Below are 19,882 nucleotides of genomic sequence, written 5' to 3'. Positions count from 1 at the left end.
GCTAGCCCCGAACTTGTCGAAGGGCCTTTTTGTTTAGCGGGGCAAAGAGAAAGTGCGATCCGCCCTTCACCGGTCACACGTCAGAACCCGTGCCAGACGTTCGTCAGATGGACAGGCAGCCGCCTTGGCGCGATGAGGATCACGTCGATCCGGGCGTCTTCCCCCTTCGTGCAATAGCGCGGATAGAGGATTTCCACCGCATCGGCGACGCGCTGCAGCCGTTTCAGGTCGATCGCCTGCTCCAGATCTTCCAGTCTGGTGCGCGCCTTCACTTCGACAAAGGCGACGAGGCCTCTGCGTTTGGCCACCAGATCGACCTCGCCGCGCGGCGTACGCACCCGCTGGTCCAATATCCGCCAGCCTTTCAGGCGCAGGAAGCGGGCAGCGGTCTTTTCCGCCTGGCGACCGCGCTTCTCGGCAGCCTCGCGTTTCACGGCGAAACCAACGTTCGTGTTGCGCTTGTCGATATATTTTTCCCGTCAAAGCGACGCATGCCCGAGAAAGGCTCTTCGCCAGGCCCAGAGCGATCGGTTTGCGGGTATCGGGGCTTCATTTTTCCGACTTCCAGCGGTTTGCCAGATCGTAGAGCGCCTTGCGGTCGGTGTTGAAGGCCTTCGCCACCTCGCCTGCTGCCTTTGAGGCCGGCAGCCTTACCAGCGCCTCGCGCAGCGCCGCCTCGATTTCCGCTTCGCTGGCGGCTTCCGGCGCGCCCGGTGGGCCGATGATCACGACAATTTCGCCTTTCGGCTTTTCCGAACCGTAGCGGTCAGCCAGTTCGCGCAGCGAGCCGGTCACGGCTTCCTCGAAACGCTTGGTGATTTCGCGGACCACCGCAGCCTTGCGGTCCCCCAGCACCGCCAGCGAGTCGGCCAGCATCGCTCCCAGCCGCGAGCCGTTTTCATAAAAGATCAGGCTGGCATTGAGAGAATGCAGCGCCGCCAAAGCTTCGCGTCGCGCCTTGGTTTTGCTCGGCAGAAATCCTTCAAAAAGAAAACGATCGCTGGGCAGCCCCGACAGGGTCAGGGCGGCGATCGCGGCGCTCGGACCGGGGATCGTCGTGACAAAGAGGCCCGCCGCCTGCGCATCGCGAACCAGCTTGTAGCCGGGATCCGATATCAGCGGGGTACCCGCATCGCTGACAAGTGCGACAATTTTACATCGCACCGCATCCAAAATACTCGCGCGATCGGCCGCAGACTTATGGTCATTATAGACCATCATTCTTGACTTTTTACCTATGTGATTCAAAAGTTTGCCCGTCACTCTTGTGTCTTCGACCAAGATGATATCAGCGGCCGCAAGCGTTGCTTCGGCGCGGCGCGACAAATCTCCGAGGTTGCCGATAGGCGTGGCGACGATATAGAGACCGGATTGGGCAGGAGCAGACATATGACGGTCATGGCAGACAAGATGCATCTAGGACAAGATCAAAGCAGACGGCGCGGTATTTTGAAGTGGGCGGGTCTCTCCGCCATTGCGATGCTGGCCGGCTGTTCGACGGTTGTGCCACGCGGCGCCGAACCGGTACGGACCGACGCGCCGGCGCCTCCTCCGGTTACCGCAGGACTGCCCGACGACCAGAAACATCATCGCATTGCGCTGCTTGTGCCGCTGACCGGGAAAAATGCCGGCGTCGGCCAGTCACTCGCCAATGCTACCACCATGGCGCTGCTCGATACCCAGGCCGACAATATCCGCATGACCAGCTATGACACGGCCAAGGGCGCTGCCCTGGCAGCGCAAAGTGCCATTCGCGATGGCAACAAGCTGATCATCGGTCCGCTGCTCAGCGACAATGTCGTAGCGACGGCCAATATCGCACGGCCAGCCGGCGTACCGATCCTGAGCTTCTCCAACGACAGCGGCGCCGCCGGCGATAATGTCTTCATATTGGGGCATATCCCGTCGCAATCGATCAACCGGGTCGTGACCTATGCCAAATCGAAAGGCATGAACCGCTTTGCCGCGCTGGTACCCAATGGTGTTTACGGACAGCGCGCCTCCTCCACCCTGTTGCGCAGCGTGAAAGATGCCGGCGGCACAGTGGTGTCGATCCAGACGTTCAACCGCGATTCCAAGTCGATCGAAGCGGCGACCAAGAGACTTGCCGAAAATGGTGATTTCGAAGCGGTTTTGCTTGCCGACAATGGCGACATGGCGATCAAGGCCGCGCCCTATATTCGCAAGAATGCCAGCGGCACAGCGAAAATCCTCGGCACCGACCTCTGGAACACCAGCAGCAATCTGGCTGGCGCACCATCCATGCGCGGTGCCTGGTTCGCCAGCGTTTCGGACGGATTGTACAAGCAATATGCCGACAAATATCGCGCCCGCTATGGCAAGGCGCCGTTCCGCCTGTCGAGCCTCGGCTATGACTCGGTGCTGCTGACCGTGAAGGTTGCGCGCAACTGGAAAGTCGGCGAGCCCTTCCCGATCAGCCAGCTTACCGACAAGGGCGGGTTTATCGGACTGGACGGCGTCTTCCGGTTCAAGAGCAACGGCGTTTCCGAGCGTGCACTGGAAGTACAGGAAATCCGCAACGGCAGCTTCACCGTCGTCGATCCGGCACCCAGAGGGTTCTGATCGCTGTCTTTACGGTAGCTGCCAGCGCACCGTGTTGGTGTAGGACGAGCGGACCGCTTGACCGCTGGCATTTTTTGCAGGGCTGAACCGGGCGCGGCTCATTAATGCGCTGCAGGATGCCGTATCGAGATCCGCATGGCCGCTTGATGCCAATATGTCGCAGGCGGTAACGTCGCCGGTCTCGCTGATCCGGAGTTGAAATTCGACAGCACCGCTTCGCTCCTCTCGCAAAGCGGCAACCGGATAATCGCCGGACGAGATCCAGCCTCCCGGATTTCCGGCAGGCACCGGGGGAATGATCGCCTCGCTGCGAAGTGCAGAATCGCCGCCCTCCGGAGACCGAAGGGGTGAAGTTGCAGGCGCATCATATTGCGCTGTGGGGTCCTGCTCGGATGGTTGATCCACCCAGAACCAGGCGGCCAGACAAATGCCGATAAATACGGCTAAATCGACAAGCGGCTTTCGAAACGGACGAGGAAGGTCCCTGGAAGGACCAGACAGAAAGGCCGACAGTTTTCCGGCCCGTTGCTCATCTTCCCTGATCTCGTCGTCCGTGTGATATCCATTGCCCGGTTCATAGGAAGCATAGGGATCGTCGCTCTGCGACGCGTCGTCCAGATATAAATTATCTTGCGCATCCGCATGATAGCCGGTGCCGGGTTCAAGGTCTTCCGCCGGGATTGCTTCGGGCGACGTTTCGGCTCGATCGTCCCGTTCGCCGGTTGAGAGACTGTCGCGTCCGGGCGACCCGCTGACTCTCGAATAGTCCGGGCGATAATCATAGCGCGCGCCGATAGAGGACGCACATTTCTGACAAATCACGCTATAGTCACCGCGCGACAGTTTTGAATTTTTCAAGAGATCGTCCGCACCGGCCTCTCCGGTGTGGACGAGCGGGCGAGGTTCACCGCAATTTCCGCATACCGGCGCTTTCAGCGACTTACGTCCGAAAAATCCAAACACGCCCGGCCCCCATCAGATTCAGCCAATATTCTGGCCGGTCGCCTCCCAGTCCTTCAGAAAGCCTTCGAGCCCCTTGTCGGTCAGCACATGTTTGAACAGGCCACGGATGACATTGGGCGGCATGGTGCCGACATCGGCGCCGATGCGGGCGGATTCGAGCACATGGATCGGATGGCGGATCGAGGCGACGAGAATTTCGGTGTCGAACGCGTAATTGTCGTAAATCAGCCGAATGTCCTCGATCAGCGTCATGCCGTCGAGGCCATTGTCGTCATGGCGTCCGACGAAGGGCGAGATGAAGCTGGCACCGGCCTTGGCCGCGAGCAGCGCCTGATTGGCCGAGAAGCAGAGAGTCACATTGACCATCGTACCTTCGCTGGTCAGCGCCTTGCAGGTTTTCAGTCCGTCCACCGTCAACGGCACCTTGATGCAGACATTGTCGGCGATCTTGCGCAGCACTTCGGCTTCTTTCATCATCGCGTCATGGTCGAGCGCGACCACTTCGGCGGACACCGGGCCATCGGTCAGGCCGCAGATTTCCTTGGTCACTTCCATGATATCGCGACCCGATTTCTTGATCAGCGAAGGATTGGTGGTGACGCCGTCGACCATGCCGGTCGCTGCGAGGTCGGCGATTTCCGCGGTATCGGCGGTATCTACGAAGAATTTCATCGGTCGGGCTCCAGAATACAGGAAAAAAGCATTGCTGGCCTTTGCCTATCCGCTTTCCCCGAGGCGGGGAACTGTTGCCCTCTTCTCTCCGGCAGAAAGCTGTGGATAATTTGGGGGAATAATACGGGATAAAATCAAGCTAAAAGGCTTTCCCCACTCCCAATACCGCCATCAGCAGCGGATCGTTCGTGGCCCGCGGATTGGCGCGTATGGCCGCCTCCTGCTCGCCGATTGAGCGATAGATGGCGTCGCCGACCTTGTCGGTCACATCCCGGCTGATGCTGGAAAAATCGACATTGGTGGCTTGCGAGAGCACCAGATTGATAATCTCATTGTCGAACAGTCTCAGCCCGCCCGCAATGCCGGGCAGCATCCGCTCGACGAGCGTGTTGCCCAATTCCCCTTGCAGCAGGCTGGTGGCCGCGCGTGGTCCGCCGTTGATGATCGCGGCCGCGTCGGCGATACTCATATTGCGGATGGTTTCCGCGACGATCGGAGCGGCCAGTTCGGCCCCCTTTTCGGCCGCGCGATTGACCTGCATCAGCAAGCGATCCTGAACCGGCTTGGACCGCAGCAGGGCCGTGGCGATGCTCGTTGCCCGCGAACCACCCAGGGAATCGGGCACCGCAATCCGCGCCACCTGATTGTCGAAAAAACCGTTCGGCAGCATCAGTTCGGCAAAGGCATTTTGCGACGACAGAGTCAGCAACCGCTTGACGGCTTCGGTCAGACTCAGCCCCGGCAGGCTGGAACAGCCGGGAAGCGCCAGCAATCCGGCGGCAGCGTCAAAGCCCAGAACCGATCTGCGATGATAGTGCATGATACTCTCCTATATTCGTCCCAACATTCGTCAAAGCAGGAATGACGGATGATGATAAGCTGCCTATAGCATGAATATGAATCGCGTTCGTGTACTCCTGCTTAATGCTGCTCTCGGCCCGCTCGATTATCGCGTGCCCGACGGCATGCGGGTAGAGCCGGGTTCGATCGTGATGGCGCCGCTGGGCCCGCGCAAACTGCCCGGCGTGATTTGGGAAGCAGACAGCTTTCCGGTGGAGGAAATCGATCCGAAGAAATTGCGTCCTTTGCTCCAGGTCCGCGATGTGCCACCGCTGCGCACGCCGTTGCGGCGGCTGATCGAGTGGACCGCCTCTTATTATTTTGCCTCGCCGGCCTCGGTGCTGCGCATGGTCCTGTCGAGCGGCGCTGCCTTTGCCGACAATCGCCCGATCAGCGAATATCGCCTGAATGGCACTGTGCCCGACCGGATCACGCCGCAACGGCAGCAGGCACTGGAAAAGCTGGAAGGCGTACAGGGGACGATCAGCGAGCTGGCCAACAAGGCCGGCGTATCGATCGCGGTGATCCGGGGGCTGGAAAAGCTGGGCGTGTTTGACCGGGAAGATGTCTCCCCGTTTGCCACCAGTGCCAAGCCCTTGCCCGATTTCGACACGGTTGATCTCAGCGAGGACCAGCGGGACGTCAGCAAAATATTGATCGAGGCCGTGCGCGCGTCCGCGTTCAAGCCCTTTCTGCTCGACGGCGTAACCGGTTCGGGCAAGACCGAAGTCTATTTCGAGGCGGTCGCCGAAGCCTTGCGTCAGGACAAACAAGTGCTGGTCCTGCTACCCGAAATCGCGCTGACCGAGCCATTTCTCAACCGCTTCGAGGCGCGCTTCGGGGCTGAACCGCTGGCCTGGCACAGCGGCATGAAACAGTCGGAACGCAAGCGGAACTGGCGGGCGCTGGCCGAGGGCAATGCCAAGGTGATCGTCGGCGCGCGCTCCGCCCTGTTCTTGCCCTACGCCAATCTCGGCCTGATCATTGTCGACGAAGCCCACGAGACCAGCTTCAAACAGGAGGACGGCGTCCGCTATCACGCGCGCGACGTCGCGGTGATGCGCGGGCTTTACGAGCAGATCCCGGTCATATTGGCCTCCGCCACACCGGCGATCGAGACCCGCCATCAGGTCGAGCAGGGCAATTATGAACTGCTCGAACTGCCGGCGCGGTTCGGCGGCGCGACGATGCCGGATATCGAGGCGCTGGACCTGACCGAAGACGTGCCGCCGCGCGGCAACTGGCTGGCCCCAACGCTGGTCCACGCGCTGGACGAAAATCTTGGTCGAGGCGAGCAATCGCTGCTCTTTCTCAACCGGCGCGGCTTCGCCCCGCTCACCCTGTGCCGCACCTGCGGCCACCGGATCGCCTGTCCGAATTGCACCGCGTGGATGGTCGAGCATCGCCTGACCCGCCGCCTCGCCTGCCACCATTGCGGTCATGTGATGCCGATCCCGGAGAAATGCCCGGAATGCGGCGACGAGGACAGTCTGGTCGCCTGCGGGCCCGGCGTCGAACGGATTTGCGACGAGGTCAAAATGTTGTTTCCGCAGGCACGGACGGCGATTGTCACCTCGGACACGATCTGGTCGCCGCAGAAGGCCGCCGATTTCGTCCGGCAGATGGAAGCGGGCGCGATCGATATCGTCGTCGGGACCCAGCTGGTGACCAAGGGCTATCATTTTCCCAATCTGACCCTGGTCGGCGTGGTCGACGCGGATATCGGGCTGGAGGGCGGCGACCTGCGCGCCGCCGAGCGCAGTTTCCAGCAGATCGCCCAAGTCGCGGGTCGGGCCGGACGGGCGGAAAAGCCCGGCCGTGTCTATGTCCAGACGCGCATGCCGAACGCGCCGGTGATCCAGGCGCTGATCAAGAATGACCGGGAGGGCTTTTATGCCGCCGAGATTGAAGCGCGGCGGCAGGCGCTGGCCCCGCCCTTTGCCCGCTGGGCGGCGATCATCGTCTCGTCCGAGGATAACAGCGAGGCGATGGAAACCGCGCGACTGATTGGCCAGACCGCGCCGAAGCTCGACGGATTTTCTGTCTTTGGCCCCGCTCCCGCTCCGCTGGCGATGCTGCGCGGCCGGCACCGGCACCGGCTGCTGGTTCATGCTTTGCGATCGGTCGACCTGCAGAATATCATGCGCGAATGGCTGGAACAGCTGGAATGGCCGCGGGCGGTGCGGGTCGGCGTGGATATCGATCCCTATAGTTTTGTTTGAACGCAATGTGCTCCGCACTTGATGCGGAGCACTGCTTTGGCTAGCGCTGGTGCCGCACAGGGCTCCGCATCAGGTGCGGAGCACAGATAATGAAAGCCGCCCGATGAACCGCATATTTGCCCTGACCTTCCTTCTTTCGGCTATTTTGCTCACCGGGCCTGCCCAGGCCGATCCGGCCGATATCAGCGCCGCGAGCCGCTCTGTGGTTCGGGTGGTGCTGGCCGCAAAAGACGGCAGCAAGGTCGCCTTCGTCGGCCATGGAAGCGGTTTTGCGGTGGCACCGGACAAGATCGTCACCAACGCCCATGTCGTCGAAATCGCGCGGCAGGAACCTTCGGTGGTGATCGGTATCATCCCGTCGCAGGGCGGGACCAGCTATGGCGGCAAGATCATCGCTTATTCACCCGGCAATGATCTCGCCCTCATCCAGGTCCTGGACGGTGGCCGCCTGCCGCCGATGACGATCTTTGGTGGCCCGGTCAGCGACGGTGCGGATGTGGTGGCGGTTGGCTATCCCGGTTCGGTCGACCGCGCACAGGGGCTTGATCTCGATGATCTGATCAACCCAATGTCTCCGGTCAAGACCACCGGCACCGTGTCCGGCGGGCGGACAACCAAGCAGTTCGACACGATCCTTCACACCGCACCGATTGCGTCGGGCAATAGCGGCGGACCGCTGATCGATAATTGTGGCCGGGTGCTCGGCGTCAACAGCTTCGGCTCGATCAGCGACGGCAATGATGCGGAATTCGGCTTTGCCGTTTCGGCGCGCGAAATCCTGAGCTTCCTGCGCCGGACGGACATCAAGGCGGGCTCGACCGCAACGCCGTGTCGTTCCGCAGCCGAAATCAGCGAGCAGGAACGCCAGCGCGACGCGGCGGCCCGGGCGCAGGTGGCAGCCGCCAAGGCGGCCGCTGCAGAAAAGCGCGAACGGCAGGAAAGCGAATTGCGCAGCAGCATCACCCAGGACATCATTACCGAACGCGAGAACCGGATGGCCATAGCGGCGCTGATGCTGGCTCTTTCGCTTCTGGCAGCCGGCGGTGCCGGAGTCCTGCTGCTGCAAGGCAAGCGCAACCCGGGGATTGCCGCTGCGGGCGGTGCGGCGGTGCTTCTGCTCGGCGCGATCATCATATTCCTGGCACGGCCGGACTTCAGCGAAATCGATGACCGGGTTGCCGCTGCGATGCAGGAACAGGCGGACCAAGACGAGCCGCAGCAGCCCAGCCTTGCCACCTCGGGCACATATCAGTGCACGATCAATCCGCAACGCAGCCGCATCACGGTATCGCAGCAGAACGAACTACCGCTCGAATGGGCAGAAGGCGGCTGCGTAAACGGCCGCACGCAATATGGCCGTGACGGTGCCAAATGGTCGCGTATCTTTGTTCCCAATGAAGAGCAAACGGTGACCATCAGCAGCTTCCTGCCGGATCAGAGCGAATTTACCGAGGAACGCTATCTGATGGGTCTGGAAGCGATGACCAGGGCGCGCGCAATCCGTGCCGAATATGGCAACCGGGCTTGCACGACCGACATCAAGGCTTTGGCCGACATCGAGGATATGGTAAAAGCAATTCGTACGGTATTGCCATCACAGGCGAACGAGCGGCTGGTTTACGAGTGCCGCAAAACCGATTGAACCGAGAGGAGCGATCCATGGCGATCGACGCAGACGGCATCCGCAAACCCGATTATTCCGGTCTCAAAGCCGTCTTTATCAACTGTACTTTGACGCCCTCGCCCGCGTTCAGCCACACCGGATGCCTGATGGATATCGTCATCGCCATCATGCAGGATGCCGGCGTAACGACTGAATATCTGCGCAGCGTCGATCATGCGATAGCTCCGGGTGTCTATCCCGACATGACCGAACATGGCTTTGCCACGGATGACTGGCCGGCGATTTCGGAAAAAGTGATGGAAGCCGAAATACTGGTCATCGGCACCCCGATCTGGCTGGGCGATGTCTCATCGGAATGCCGCAAGGTAATCGAACGGCTCTACGCTCATTCCGGCGAGACCAACGACAAGGGCCAATATATTTTTTACGGGAAAGCCGGCGGTGTGGTGGTCACCGGCAATGAGGATGGCGTCAAACATTGCGCCATGAGCACACTCTATTCCCTCGGCCATATGGGCTATACGATACCGCCACAGGCTGATGCCGGCTGGATCGGTCCGATCGGCCCCGGGCCGTCCTATGGCGATAAGAAAGACGATGGTTCCCGCGTCGGCTTTGACAGCGATTTCACCCAGCGCAACGCTACCTTTCTGGCCTGGAATCTGATGCACAGCGCTCATATGCTCAAACAGGCCGGTGGCATTCCGGGCTATGGCAATTCGCGCGAAGCCTGGGATGACGGCAGCCGCTACAATCATCCCAACCCCGAATATCGGTAGGCGTTTCGTGGGCGCCGGGACGGTCCCGAATACCGCTCTGCAGCGCCTACCGTTGACCAATCGTACCGGAATGCCCCGGTCAGGCCCGCCTGACTCGCAGTTCGTCATATTCGCGCCAGTAAGTCAGTAACTCTTCCGATAGGGAAACGAGAGCCCCGCTCGGCTCGTCCTGTTTGATAGCGTCTTCCAGCTGCTTCGCCACGGATGCCATTTTGTCTTCGCCGAACGATCCAGCGGATCCGGCAAGCTTGTGCAACATGCCGGCCATCTCGCTGCTCTGGTCTGCCGGCCAGTTGGCGATCGTGTCCCTGCCGGCCATCAGGCTGGCGAGAGTCTTGGCTCTGAATTCTTCATATTTGGGTCGCAGCATAGCGATGGTGGGGTCTTCATCCACCACATCGGTCACGGGAGCCGGTTTTTGCGGCCGCTTGTCGAAATACCAGTTACAGACGGCCGTGTAGAGATCGTTGAACTGGATCGGTTTGGACACATGGTCCTGCATCCCGGCCGCCGCACAAGCCTCCCGGTCTTCGGAAAATGCATTGGCGGTCAAGGCCACGATCGGCAGCTGTTCGGCGGTAATACCGGACTGGCGGATTCTCCGCGTGCATTCTATCCCGTCCATGATCGGCATCTGCATATCCATCAGGACAAGGCCGAAATCCAGAGCCCGCTCTCGGTCGGTCGTCAGAATATCCAGTGCCTGATAACCGTTTTCGGCGGATATCACCGTACAGCCCATGCGTTCGAGCATCGCTGTCGCCAGCAGACGGTTTATTTCATGATCCTCGACCAGCAAAATGGTCCGATTGACGGCCGGCGATACCGTGAGCCGGGCATCGTCGCTGTCGCGTCTGCTGGCCTCGGCACGGGGATCGACGCATTCGTTCAGGGGAATTTCGATACAGAAGGTCGATCCCGAACCGAGCGTGCTCTGGACGCTGATATTGCCGCCCATCATCTCTACCAGCTTCCGGGAAATGGCCAGACCGAGGCCGGTCCCGCCATAGGAACGGTCGGTATCATCTTCTGCCTGCACGAATTCCTCGAAAATCGAGCGCTGACGCTCTTCGGCAATGCCAATGCCGGTATCGGTAACGCTTATCCTGAACTTCTGACTGTCATCACCGGACATTTCTGCCTTGACGGTAATAGATCCGGCTTCGGTGAATTTGATCGCATTGCCGATCAAATTGGTCAGAATCTGGCGGAGCCGCAATTTGTCATGTTCGATATATCGGGGCAGGTCATCGGCATAGTCCAGCTTGAGCGCGAGCCGGTGGTTGCCGGCTGCCGTCAGCATCATATTGCAGGTGCTGTTGAGCAAATGCGCCAGTTCGAACGGTTCCGGCGACAGGATCAACAGGCCCGCGTCAATCTTGGAAATGTCCAGAATGTCGTTGAGCAAGGCCATCATGATCTTGCCGGACTCCTCGATCAATGCAACATATCCGGCCTGCTGCTCATCCAGTTCCGACTGGCTGAGCATTTCGGCAAAGCCAAGAACGCCGTTCATCGGTGTGCGGATTTCATGGCTCATGTTCGCCAGAAACGATGCTTTTGCTTCGGTTGCCGCCTCTGCAACATCGCGCGATTCGCGCAATTCCTGCTGCCGCTGGCGCAGGTCTTCAATCGCCTTGCGCTGTTCGGTGATATCCACGACCACGCCGATATAGCCGATGATATTGTTATCAAAGTCAAACTCGGCCTGGTTTACGGTCCGGACCCAGATTTCTTCACCGTCTCTGGTGGTATGACAGGCTTCCCGTTCCCGTTTGTCACCAGGTTTATGAAAGCCGGTAAATGCTGCCGCCATTTCACGCGGCGTGTGGTCTTTCAGCGCCCGGATCCATCCGCCATCCTTGACATCATCCTCGGTGAGACCGACCCGTTCTCGCCAGGCCTTGCTCACATAATAGATTTTGCCCTGTGCATCGGCCTGGAAAAAACCGACCGGAGCGGATTCAGCAAGTCTGCGGAACCGTTCCTCGCTCTTTTTCAGCGCGTGTGACGCCGAGCGTGCCTCCGTTACGTCCCGGATATTACCGGTTGCACCGTCAAAATGCCCGTTCTCGTCACGAACAGCTTCGAGAAACACTTCGACCTGGCGCTCCTTGCCATCGGCGCGAACGAACGTCTGGTTCAGTTTCAATGTATCCCGCTCCCCGCTGGCCAGTCGGAGATAGTCGACATCCGCCTCTTTCCGCGACTCATCGGTCAATAATCTGGCGACATGCCATCCCAGCGCCTGCTCGACCGGATAGCCGGTGATCGTCTCCCAGGCCGGATTCAGCAGCAGCCAGTGGCCCTGGCTATCGGTTCGGAAGACGATATCCTGCATATTGTCGAAAATGGACTGGGTCTGGTCACGGCTGAGCCGCAGCTCGCGCTGCAACATGGTATGTGCTTCCAATATGCTGGCGACCGGCAGCGAGCTCGCCAGGGTGAATAGCAGGAATATCTGCATAACAATTATATTGCCCTGCAAGCTGCCATCGGTGAGCTGGACCGGTCCGGACCCGTTGAATGTGCCTGCAATCGCGATGATGGCAATGACCGCAACAGACAGCGAGGCCCCGACAATGCCCTTGCGGACGGCCGCGACCAGTACAAATAATGTGGTCATGAACAGGAACGGATAGGAAGATTGGCTGAAGACCAGGATGGTCAGCAGGCTGCCACCGCCGAAAATGACGAGATATTCGAGATCCATCGTCCTGTTCCAGCGATGGATGCCATTGTCATTCCCCAGAATGATCGAGAAAATCGGAGCAAAGATCAGCATGCCGAGGCTATGCGCTGTCATCCAGTCCAGCCAGCCCAGCAGCGACGGGCTTTCGCCGGATAGCGAAAGCAGGCCCAGGACAAGGCCACCGGCAATCAACGGCGCCACCAGTCCGCCCAGAATAGCAAACCATGTCAGACAGGTGAAATTGACGAAATTGGGGTTCGCACCGCACTTGCGGCGGATCAGGGAAATCGCGATCGCGACCTCGACGCCATTCACGAACGCCATCGACAGGGCTTTGGACCAGCTGTCGACGGTCCCGAACGCGACGAGAAATCCTATGGCTACGCATGCCAGAATATGCGGAACGGAAATGGCACCTTTATAGCGCAACAGGGCAGCGACCAGAAAACCGTTGGAAATCCACAAAGCAGAAAAATCCGACTCCCCGCGAGTCAACAGGATAGCGGCAACGGACAAGAGGCCGTATGTCGCCGTGATCCCCGAGAAGATAACGGTTCGCTTGCCAATCGAAGCTGGCTCAATATCTTGCATAATCATCTGGTCACCGTTCTACTCTTGATAGAAACAGGCTTCGCACAGCGCAGCCCGTCCTACTTCCAATTCCCGGAACGATGATAACGAGACAATCGATCCGATGATTTGCAGTCCGCAAAAGTCCATTAAGCTTGCCATTTCATAGTCATTCTCTGGCTGATTGGCCCAACCCGCTTGTCAGTTGATAGCAGGTCCTCTCCGCATGGTTACGGCAGACTGAAGGATAGTTAAGGCCGGTTGACCAAAACCGATTAATCCAGATGGGTTGTTTTACCCCTGGCCCGGATCGGATCCGGGCTTGATCTCCTCGCTCCCTCCGTCGTTCTCGAAGCTTTACGCAGACAGACCAACGGCAGGACTTTCCCAATCGGAAATTCAAGACGGGTCTCGAAACACGATGTGAATATCTTGTCGCGACCGGCTGACGGAAGCAGGTCAGCCGCGCTCTTTCTCCAGCAGCTTCTGCTTGATTTCCGCTCCATAGGCATAGCCGCCCATGGTTCCGTCGCTGCGCACCACCCGGTGACAAGGGATCAGAACAGCGACATTATTGGCGCCGTTGGCACTGCCCACGGCCCGCACCGCTTTCGGCTTGCCGATGGCGGCGGCGATATCGGCATAGCTGCGGGTTTCGCCTTCGGGAATTTTGCGCAATTCCTGCCAGACCGCTTCCTGAAAGGCGGTGCCCTGGACATCGAGCGGAATATTATGCGGGCGACCGGGTCTCTCCACCTGCCTCACCACCTGCGCGAACAATTCGCTGAAAGCCGCCCCGCCGCGCTGCAGATCCGCTTTCGGAAAGCGTTTCCGCAACGCAGTCTCATCTTCGTTGAAAGACAGGCAGCAAATGCCCTTGTCGGTCGCAGCGACCATCATCGCGCCCAGCGACGTGTCGATGATCGACCAGTGCACGGTCACCCCTGCCCCGCCATTTTTCCAGACGCCCGGCTTCATGCCCATTTTGTCTTCCTCGTAAAATCGCGAAGCCGAGCCATAGCCGGCATCATATATGGCACCGGTCACCGTTCCGCCGCCATCCAGTGCTTTCTTGACCCGTTCGGACCGCAAGGCCCGTCCATAGGCCGCTGGCGACAATCCGGTTGCGCGCTTGAAAATCCGCTGGAGATGGCTCGACGAATAGCCCGCCAGCGCCGCCAGTTCGTCGAGCCTGGGCGCGGTTTCTGCAGAGCGAATAGCGTCGATCACCCGCTTTACCGCCGCTTCATCTCTGGCGACATCATTGGGACGGCATCTCAGACAGGCCCTGAGCCCTGCCGCTTCTGCCTGCTCGGCTCTGGCAAAAAACCGTACATTTTCCCGTTTGGGATGGCGGGCGGCGCAGGAAGGGCGGCAATAGATGCCCGTGCTCAACACTCCGGTGACAAATTGTCCGTCGAAACTGCGGTCGCGCTTCTGCACCGCCGTCCATGCTCGCGCTTCATCTACGATATTCCCGCTCACAGCTAAAACCTCTCTGTCCGCGCCGAGGACCATGCCGGGGCCGCGTCTATGCCATCTATACCGACATTGGCTTCCGGTAGGAACAGCTGAAGAACCGCCTGGATTGCACTGCCAGACCAATCCGGACCGTTGCCTTTCTTTCTTGCGCCTCCAGTGTCTTGCAGCGCAGCATGCGAAAGGCCGGTATCGCTCTCCGCCGATGTTCGCTTCCCGTTCGCTGTGAAACGCATTGTCCGGCATGCACCATCCAACGCCTTCGCGAGAAACGGGCCTGTCAGGTTGATTTGAAAGATCACAAAATGTCTCCAACACTTTAACTGCTGTGAGCACTTTTAATCCCCTTACGCGGCGCGGCTTCCCGTATCTTGCGTTCAAAGCCAAAAAATTATTGTGAGGGACAATGAAAGCGGCGAAAAACGGCCGGTTCGGCTTTCCGCAAAAATGATTCCCAAAGCCGTCTTGCCTCGCAGCAAAATGGTTGCTAGACGCCGCGCATCCGTGGGCGGAATCGCAGGATTTTCGGCCATAAAGCGGACCATTTCATGAACGGTTTTCAGACCATTTAACGGTCAGGGAGTAGCAAACGCGTGGATCAATCCAGCGGCATCAGAGCGAGTTTAGCGGGGCGTTACGCCACTGCGCTGTTCGCCCTCGCACAAGAAAATAACAGCATCGACGCGGTGCAGGACAGTCTCACCACGTTGAGCGCCGCCCTCGCCGAATCGGAAGACCTGAAGGAACTGACCAACAGTCCGGTTCTGACGCGCGACGACGCTGGCAAGGCCATTGCCGCCATCGCAGCGAAGCTGGGTCTTGAAAAGCTGACCACCAATATTCTCGGTGTGCTGGCTGCCAACCGCCGGCTCGACCAGATCCCCGCCGTCATTCACGCCTTCTCGACGCTGGCTTCCAGCTATCGTGGTGAAATTACCGCCGAAGTGACCTCGGCCCATCCGCTGGATGACAAGCAGATTGAAGCGCTCAAGGCGCAGCTCAAGAAACGTGTGGGAAGCGATGTTAGCGTTTCCACCGCAGTCGATCCGTCCATTTTGGGCGGGCTGGTCGTGAAGATCGGCAGCCAGATGATCGACAGCTCGATTAAAACCCGTTTGAACACCCTATCGCAGGCCATGAAGGGCTAAAGGAAGATAAACATGGATATTCGCGCCGCAGAAATTTCAAAGGTCATCAAGGACCAGATCGCCAATTTTGGCAATGAAGCCCAGGTTTCCGAAGTCGGAACCGTGCTTGCCGTCGGTGACGGCATCGCCCGTATCCACGGTCTCGATCAGGTCCAGGCCGGTGAGATGGTTGAATTCTCCAACGGTATTCAGGGCATGGCGCTGAACCTCGAAGCGGACAATGTCGGCGTCGTGATCTTCGGCTCTGACGCTGAAATCAAGGAAGGCGACGTGGTCAAGCGGACCGGTACCATTGTGGACGTTCCGATCGGCAAGGAATTGCTTGGTCGCGTCGTGGACGGTCTCGGCAATCCGATTGACGGCAAGGGCCCGATCAAAACCAAGAAACGGAGCCGTGTGGAAGTCAAGGCACCGGGCATCATCCCGCGGAAATCGGTTCACGAACCCGTACAGACCGGCCTGAAAGCGCTCGACGCTCTGGTTCCTGTTGGCCGCGGCCAGCGCGAATTGATCATCGGTGACCGTCAGACCGGCAAGACCGCTGTCGCCATTGACACGTTCATCAACCAGAAGACGGTCAATGCCGGCGATGACGAAGGCAAGAAGCTTTACTGCATCTACGTGGCTGTCGGCCAGAAGCGCTCGACCGTTGCACAGATCGTCAAGAGCCTCGAAGAAAATGGCGCGATGGAATATTCGATCGTGGTTGCCGCAACCGCTTCCGAGCCTGCGCCGCTGCAGTATCTCGCACCTTATACCGGTGTGACGATGGGCGAATATTTCCGCGATAACGGCATGCACGCCTGTATCGTTTACGACGATCTCTCGAAACAGGCTGTGGCCTATCGCCAGATGTCCCTGTTGCTGCGTCGTCCTCCAGGACGTGAAGCCTATCCTGGTGACGTTTTCTATCTGCACAGCCGCTTGCTTGAGCGTGCCGCGAAAATGAACGAGGCCAATGGTTCGGGTTCCCTGACCGCATTGCCGATCATTGAAACCCAGGCTGGTGACGTTTCGGCCTATATTCCGACCAACGTGATTTCGATCACCGACGGACAGATCTTCCTCGAAACCGACCTGTTCAACCAGGGTATCCGCCCCGCCATTAACGTGGGTCTGTCGGTTTCCCGTGTGGGTTCTGCTGCACAGACGAAAGCGATGAAGAAGGTTTCGGGTTCGATCAAGCTCGATCTGGCGCAATATCGTGAAATGGCGGCATTCGCGCAGTTCGGTTCGGACCTCGACGCTTCGACGCAGAAATTGCTCGCACGTGGCGAGCGTCTGACGCAACTTCTGAAACAGGCGCAATTCTCGCCGCTGCCGTTCGAAGAGCAGACCGCTTCGATCTATGCCGGTACCAACGGGCATCTTGATCCAGTCGCGGTTGACGATGTGGTCCGCTACGAAGAAGCCATGCTGGCTCATCTGCGCAGCGAACATGCCGACATCCTGAAAACGATCCGTGAAAGCGGTGATCTGGCGGATGATACCAAGGCAGCTCTCGAGGCAGCGCTGGTCGATTTCGGCAAAACATTTGCCTGATCGCACCTGTTGCTGAAACAGGAGTGAAGGGTTGCCGGATCTGTCCGGCAGGACGAATTAAGGAGCCAATATGGCTAGTTTGAAAGAACTGAAAGATCGGATCGCGTCGGTCAAATCGACGCAGAAGATCACCAAGGCCAAGAAGATGGTGGCTGCCGCCAAATTGCGTCGCGCGCAAATGGCAGCGGAAGCCGCGCGTCCCTATGCCGAGCAGATGGAAAAGGTGATGACGAGCCTCGCCTCGAAGGTTTCGATTGACGAAAATTCGTCGAAACTGCTGGCGGGCACCGGCAAACGGGACACCCATTTGCTGGTCGTGGCGACATCGGACCGTGGCCTGTGCGGCGCTTTCAACGCCAATATCGTCAAGGAAGCGCGCGTAACAGCGGAGCGTCTGATTGCCGAAGGCCATAAGGTGCTGTTCTACATGGTCGGCCGCAAGGGCATTCCGATCATCAAGCGTTTCTATCCCGACCAGATCCTGAAGCATTTTGACACGTCCAATGTCAAAGCGCCCGGTTTTGAAGAAGCCAAGGCAATTGCAGAAGACCTGACCACGATGGTCGAAGCAGGCCAGTTTGACGTTGCCCATCTTTTCTACGGCAAGTTCAGGTCCGCACTGGTACAGGAACCGACGGTTCAGCAGATCATTCCGATTGCCGTCGCCGATGGCGCGGTTACCGAAGCGGGCGGAGCGGTCGAATATGAACCGGACGAGGAAGAAATTCTCGCCGAATTGCTGCCGCGCAATCTGACTACCCAGATTTTTGGCGCACTGCTGGAAAATATGGCATCGGAACAGGGTGCGTCGATGACCGCCATGGACAATGCGACCCGCAATGCAGGCGATCTGATCGACAACCTCACCATTGTTTACAACCGCAGCCGTCAGGCCGCGATTACCACCGAATTGATTGAAATCATCGCTGGCGCTGAAGCGCTTTAAAGCACGTACGCAAGGAAACGGAAAAATGGCAAAATCCAAAAATACAGGCCGCATTTCACAGGTTATCGGCGCTGTCGTCGACGTAACCTTTGACGGCGAGATCCCGGCAATTCTCTCGGCTCTGGAAACCGACAACAACGGCAACCGTCTGGTGCTCGAGGTTGCACAGCATCTCGGCGAGAACACGGTCCGTACCATTGCTATGGACGCTACCGAAGGCCTGACTCGCGGTCAGGAAGTCACGGACACCGGTGCGCAGATCCAGATGCCTGTTGGTCCCGAAACGCTCGGCCGGATCATGAACGTGGTGGGCGAGCCGATCGACGAACGCGGCCCGATCGGTCACAAGACCACCGCTCCTATTCACGCGGAAGCCCCTGCTTTTGTCGACCAGTCGACCGAGAATGAAATTCTCGTCACCGGTATCAAGGTTGTCGACCTGCTCGCACCTTATGCAAAAGGCGGCAAGATCGGCCTGTTCGGCGGCGCCGGCGTGGGCAAGACCGTGCTTATCCAGGAACTGATCAACAACATCGCGAAAGGCCACGGCGGTACGTCCGTTTTTGCCGGTGTTGGTGAACGTACCCGCGAAGGTAACGATCTCTACCACGAATTCCTCGACGCCAATGTTATCGCCAAGGATGCCGACGGCAATCCGCAGTCCGAAGGTTCCAAAGTGGCGCTGGTGTTCGGCCAGATGAACGAGCCTCCAGGGGCGCGTGCTCGTGTGGCTCTCTCCGGTCTGACCCAGGCGGAATATTTCCGTGACGTCGAAGGCCAAGACGTTCTGTTCTTCATCGACAATATCTTCCGCTTCACTCAGGCCGGTTCGGAAGTGTCCGCCCTGCTCGGCCGCATTCCTTCGGCTGTGGGCTATCAGCCTACCCTGTCGACCGACATGGGCGCGCTGCAGGAACGCATTACCTCGACCAACAAGGGTTCGATTACATCGGTTCAGGCCATTTATGTTCCTGCCGACGATTTGACCGACCCGGCACCGGCAACTTCCTTTGCCCACCTCGACGCAACCACCGTTTTGAACCGTGCGATTTCGGAGCTGGGCATTTACCCTGCTGTTGACCCGCTCGATTCCACCTCGCGTGTTCTTGAACCCCGCGTCGTTGGTCAGGAACATTATGATACGGCCCGCGCTGTCCAGGAAACGCTGCAGAAATATAAGTCCCTGCAGGACATCATCGCCATTCTCGGCATGGACGAGCTTTCCGAAGAAGATAAGCTGGTCGTTCAACGCGCCCGCAAGATCCAGAAGTTCCTGTCGCAGCCGTTCCACGTTGCGGAAGTCTTCACCGGCATCCCGGGCAAGTTCGTTGATCTCGAAGACACGATCAAATCGTTCAAGGCCGTTGTCGACGGCGAATATGATCACCTTCCGGAAAACGCCTTCTACATGGTCGGCGGCATCGAAGAAGCGATCGAAAAAGGCAAGAAAATGGCTGCTGAAGCGGCCTGATGCATTAAACCCCTCTCCCGCAAGGGAGAGGGTCTAGGAATTGAAAAGTTATGGCAAACCTGCATTTCGAACTCGTAACCCCAGAGAAGCTCGTCCGGTCGGAAGATGTCTATATGGTGGTGGTACCCGGTACCGAGGGTGATATGGGCGTGCTCGCCGATCATGCTCCTGTGATGTCGACGATCCGGGATGCCGATCTGCTCGTCTATACCAGCGAAGGCGCGACGCCCGAGACGATTTCCGTGCAGGGCGGCTTTGCCCAGGTTGACGAAAAGGGCCTGACGGTTCTGGCCGAAGCGATCAGCTGATCAGATTGCGTATCCCCCGCTATCAAATGGCATAGCGGAAAAA

The 19,882-nt window shown here is 58.8% G+C and carries 16 protein-coding genes; 9 read left to right on the top strand and 7 right to left on the bottom strand.

Annotated elements, in window-relative coordinates; translation table 11 throughout:
• Positions 1 to 80 precede the first annotated feature (80 nt).
• Together ACHZCJ_RS00560 and rsmI are read right to left on the bottom strand one after the other, a co-directional pair.
• Positions 81 to 434, bottom strand: a complete 354-nt coding sequence (locus ACHZCJ_RS00560; protein ID WP_321322957.1) for a YraN family protein — start codon at positions 432 to 434, stop codon at positions 81 to 83.
• 115 nt (positions 435 to 549) lie between these two features.
• Positions 550 to 1,389, bottom strand: a complete 840-nt coding sequence (rsmI, locus tag ACHZCJ_RS00555) for a 16S rRNA (cytidine(1402)-2'-O)-methyltransferase (RefSeq protein WP_321322955.1) — start codon at positions 1,387 to 1,389, stop codon at positions 550 to 552.
• Between rsmI and ACHZCJ_RS00550 the strand changes: the two genes are divergently transcribed.
• Complete coding sequence (locus ACHZCJ_RS00550; protein ID WP_321322953.1) at positions 1,390 to 2,583, top strand: penicillin-binding protein activator; 1,194 nt, start codon at positions 1,390 to 1,392, stop codon at positions 2,581 to 2,583.
• Positions 2,584 to 2,592: 9 nt separating this feature from the next.
• Here ACHZCJ_RS00550 and ACHZCJ_RS00545 read toward each other — a convergent pair whose 3' ends face one another.
• From ACHZCJ_RS00545 to ACHZCJ_RS00535, 3 genes are all read right to left on the bottom strand, one after another.
• Positions 2,593 to 3,441: an energy transducer TonB gene (locus ACHZCJ_RS00545; protein ID WP_321322951.1), complete on the bottom strand. Its 849-nt coding sequence runs from the start codon at positions 3,439 to 3,441 to the stop codon at positions 2,593 to 2,595.
• Positions 3,442 to 3,564: 123 nt separating this feature from the next.
• The gene (gene fsa / locus ACHZCJ_RS00540; RefSeq protein WP_159643774.1) at positions 3,565 to 4,218 is read right to left on the bottom strand and encodes a fructose-6-phosphate aldolase; all 654 of its coding nucleotides are present in this window, start codon (positions 4,216 to 4,218) and stop codon (positions 3,565 to 3,567) included.
• Positions 4,219 to 4,357: 139 nt separating this feature from the next.
• Positions 4,358 to 5,038, bottom strand: coding sequence for a DUF4197 domain-containing protein (locus ACHZCJ_RS00535; RefSeq protein WP_321322947.1), 681 nt, complete (start codon positions 5,036 to 5,038; stop codon positions 4,358 to 4,360).
• A gap of 76 nt (positions 5,039 to 5,114) precedes the next feature.
• Between ACHZCJ_RS00535 and ACHZCJ_RS00530 the strand changes: the two genes are divergently transcribed.
• The 3 genes from ACHZCJ_RS00530 (at position 5,115) to ACHZCJ_RS00520 (ending at position 9,683) form a co-directional block, all read left to right on the top strand.
• The gene (locus tag ACHZCJ_RS00530; RefSeq protein WP_321322944.1) at positions 5,115 to 7,280 is read left to right on the top strand and encodes a primosomal protein N'; all 2,166 of its coding nucleotides are present in this window, start codon (positions 5,115 to 5,117) and stop codon (positions 7,278 to 7,280) included.
• 103 nt (positions 7,281 to 7,383) lie between these two features.
• Positions 7,384 to 8,922, top strand: a complete 1,539-nt coding sequence (locus tag ACHZCJ_RS00525) for a trypsin-like peptidase domain-containing protein (protein ID WP_321322941.1) — start codon at positions 7,384 to 7,386, stop codon at positions 8,920 to 8,922.
• Positions 8,923 to 8,939: 17 nt separating this feature from the next.
• Positions 8,940 to 9,683, top strand: coding sequence for an NAD(P)H-dependent oxidoreductase (locus tag ACHZCJ_RS00520; protein WP_321322939.1), 744 nt, complete (start codon positions 8,940 to 8,942; stop codon positions 9,681 to 9,683).
• Positions 9,684 to 9,762: 79 nt separating this feature from the next.
• Here ACHZCJ_RS00520 and ACHZCJ_RS00515 read toward each other — a convergent pair whose 3' ends face one another.
• Positions 9,763 to 12,966 carry a PAS domain S-box protein gene (locus ACHZCJ_RS00515; RefSeq protein ID WP_321322937.1) on the bottom strand — a complete coding sequence of 1,068 codons (3,204 nt, stop codon included), beginning with the start codon at positions 12,964 to 12,966 and terminating at the stop codon, positions 9,763 to 9,765.
• 438 nt (positions 12,967 to 13,404) lie between these two features.
• Positions 13,405 to 14,430: a bifunctional DNA-binding transcriptional regulator/O6-methylguanine-DNA methyltransferase Ada gene (gene ada, locus ACHZCJ_RS00510; RefSeq protein WP_321322935.1), complete on the bottom strand. Its 1,026-nt coding sequence runs from the start codon at positions 14,428 to 14,430 to the stop codon at positions 13,405 to 13,407.
• A gap of 587 nt (positions 14,431 to 15,017) precedes the next feature.
• Here ada and ACHZCJ_RS00505 point away from each other — a divergent pair.
• The 5 genes from ACHZCJ_RS00505 to ACHZCJ_RS00485 all read left to right on the top strand — a co-directional run bounded on the left by ACHZCJ_RS00505 (position 15,018) and on the right by ACHZCJ_RS00485 (position 19,839).
• Positions 15,018 to 15,572 (top strand): F0F1 ATP synthase subunit delta, encoded by a 555-nt coding sequence (locus ACHZCJ_RS00505; protein ID WP_321322932.1) that lies wholly within the window; start codon positions 15,018 to 15,020, stop codon positions 15,570 to 15,572.
• Positions 15,573 to 15,584: 12 nt separating this feature from the next.
• The gene (gene atpA, locus ACHZCJ_RS00500; protein ID WP_159643790.1) at positions 15,585 to 17,114 is read left to right on the top strand and encodes a F0F1 ATP synthase subunit alpha; all 1,530 of its coding nucleotides are present in this window, start codon (positions 15,585 to 15,587) and stop codon (positions 17,112 to 17,114) included.
• Between the two features lie 70 nt (positions 17,115 to 17,184).
• Entirely contained in the window at positions 17,185 to 18,060 is an 876-nt protein-coding gene (locus ACHZCJ_RS00495; RefSeq protein ID WP_321322930.1) for a F0F1 ATP synthase subunit gamma, read from the top strand.
• Between the two features lie 25 nt (positions 18,061 to 18,085).
• Positions 18,086 to 19,531, top strand: a complete 1,446-nt coding sequence (atpD, locus tag ACHZCJ_RS00490; protein WP_321322928.1) for a F0F1 ATP synthase subunit beta — start codon at positions 18,086 to 18,088, stop codon at positions 19,529 to 19,531.
• Positions 19,532 to 19,581: 50 nt separating this feature from the next.
• Positions 19,582 to 19,839, top strand: coding sequence for an ATP synthase F1 subunit epsilon (locus tag ACHZCJ_RS00485; RefSeq protein WP_159643796.1), 258 nt, complete (start codon positions 19,582 to 19,584; stop codon positions 19,837 to 19,839).
• Positions 19,840 to 19,882 lie beyond the last annotated feature (43 nt).

Source organism: uncultured Parasphingorhabdus sp. (genome assembly GCF_963677535.2).
GTDB lineage: Bacteria > Pseudomonadota > Alphaproteobacteria > Sphingomonadales > Sphingomonadaceae > Parasphingorhabdus.
The sequence above is the reverse complement of the archived record's forward strand: the minus strand, read 5'-3'. Positions and strand labels throughout refer to the sequence as shown.

Bases quoted from the DNA above. Each gene is read 5' to 3' on its own strand.
- rsmI (WP_321322955.1), bottom strand. From the start codon at position 1,389: ATGTCTGCTCCTGCCCAATCCGGTCTCTATATCGTCGCCACGCCTATC.
- ACHZCJ_RS00550 (WP_321322953.1), top strand. From the start codon at position 1,390: ATGACGGTCATGGCAGACAAGATGCATCTAGGACAAGATCAAAGCAGA.
- fsa (WP_159643774.1), bottom strand. From the start codon at position 4,218: ATGAAATTCTTCGTAGATACCGCCGATACCGCGGAAATCGCCGACCTC.
- ACHZCJ_RS00535 (WP_321322947.1), bottom strand. From the start codon at position 5,038: ATGCACTATCATCGCAGATCGGTTCTGGGCTTTGACGCTGCCGCCGGA.
- ACHZCJ_RS00530 (WP_321322944.1), top strand. From the start codon at position 5,115: ATGAATCGCGTTCGTGTACTCCTGCTTAATGCTGCTCTCGGCCCGCTC.
- ACHZCJ_RS00525 (WP_321322941.1), top strand. From the start codon at position 7,384: ATGAACCGCATATTTGCCCTGACCTTCCTTCTTTCGGCTATTTTGCTC.
- ACHZCJ_RS00520 (WP_321322939.1), top strand. From the start codon at position 8,940: ATGGCGATCGACGCAGACGGCATCCGCAAACCCGATTATTCCGGTCTC.
- ACHZCJ_RS00515 (WP_321322937.1), bottom strand. From the start codon at position 12,966: ATGCAAGATATTGAGCCAGCTTCGATTGGCAAGCGAACCGTTATCTTC.
- atpA (WP_159643790.1), top strand. From the start codon at position 15,585: ATGGATATTCGCGCCGCAGAAATTTCAAAGGTCATCAAGGACCAGATC.
- ACHZCJ_RS00495 (WP_321322930.1), top strand. From the start codon at position 17,185: ATGGCTAGTTTGAAAGAACTGAAAGATCGGATCGCGTCGGTCAAATCG.
- atpD (WP_321322928.1), top strand. From the start codon at position 18,086: ATGGCAAAATCCAAAAATACAGGCCGCATTTCACAGGTTATCGGCGCT.
- ACHZCJ_RS00485 (WP_159643796.1), top strand. From the start codon at position 19,582: ATGGCAAACCTGCATTTCGAACTCGTAACCCCAGAGAAGCTCGTCCGG.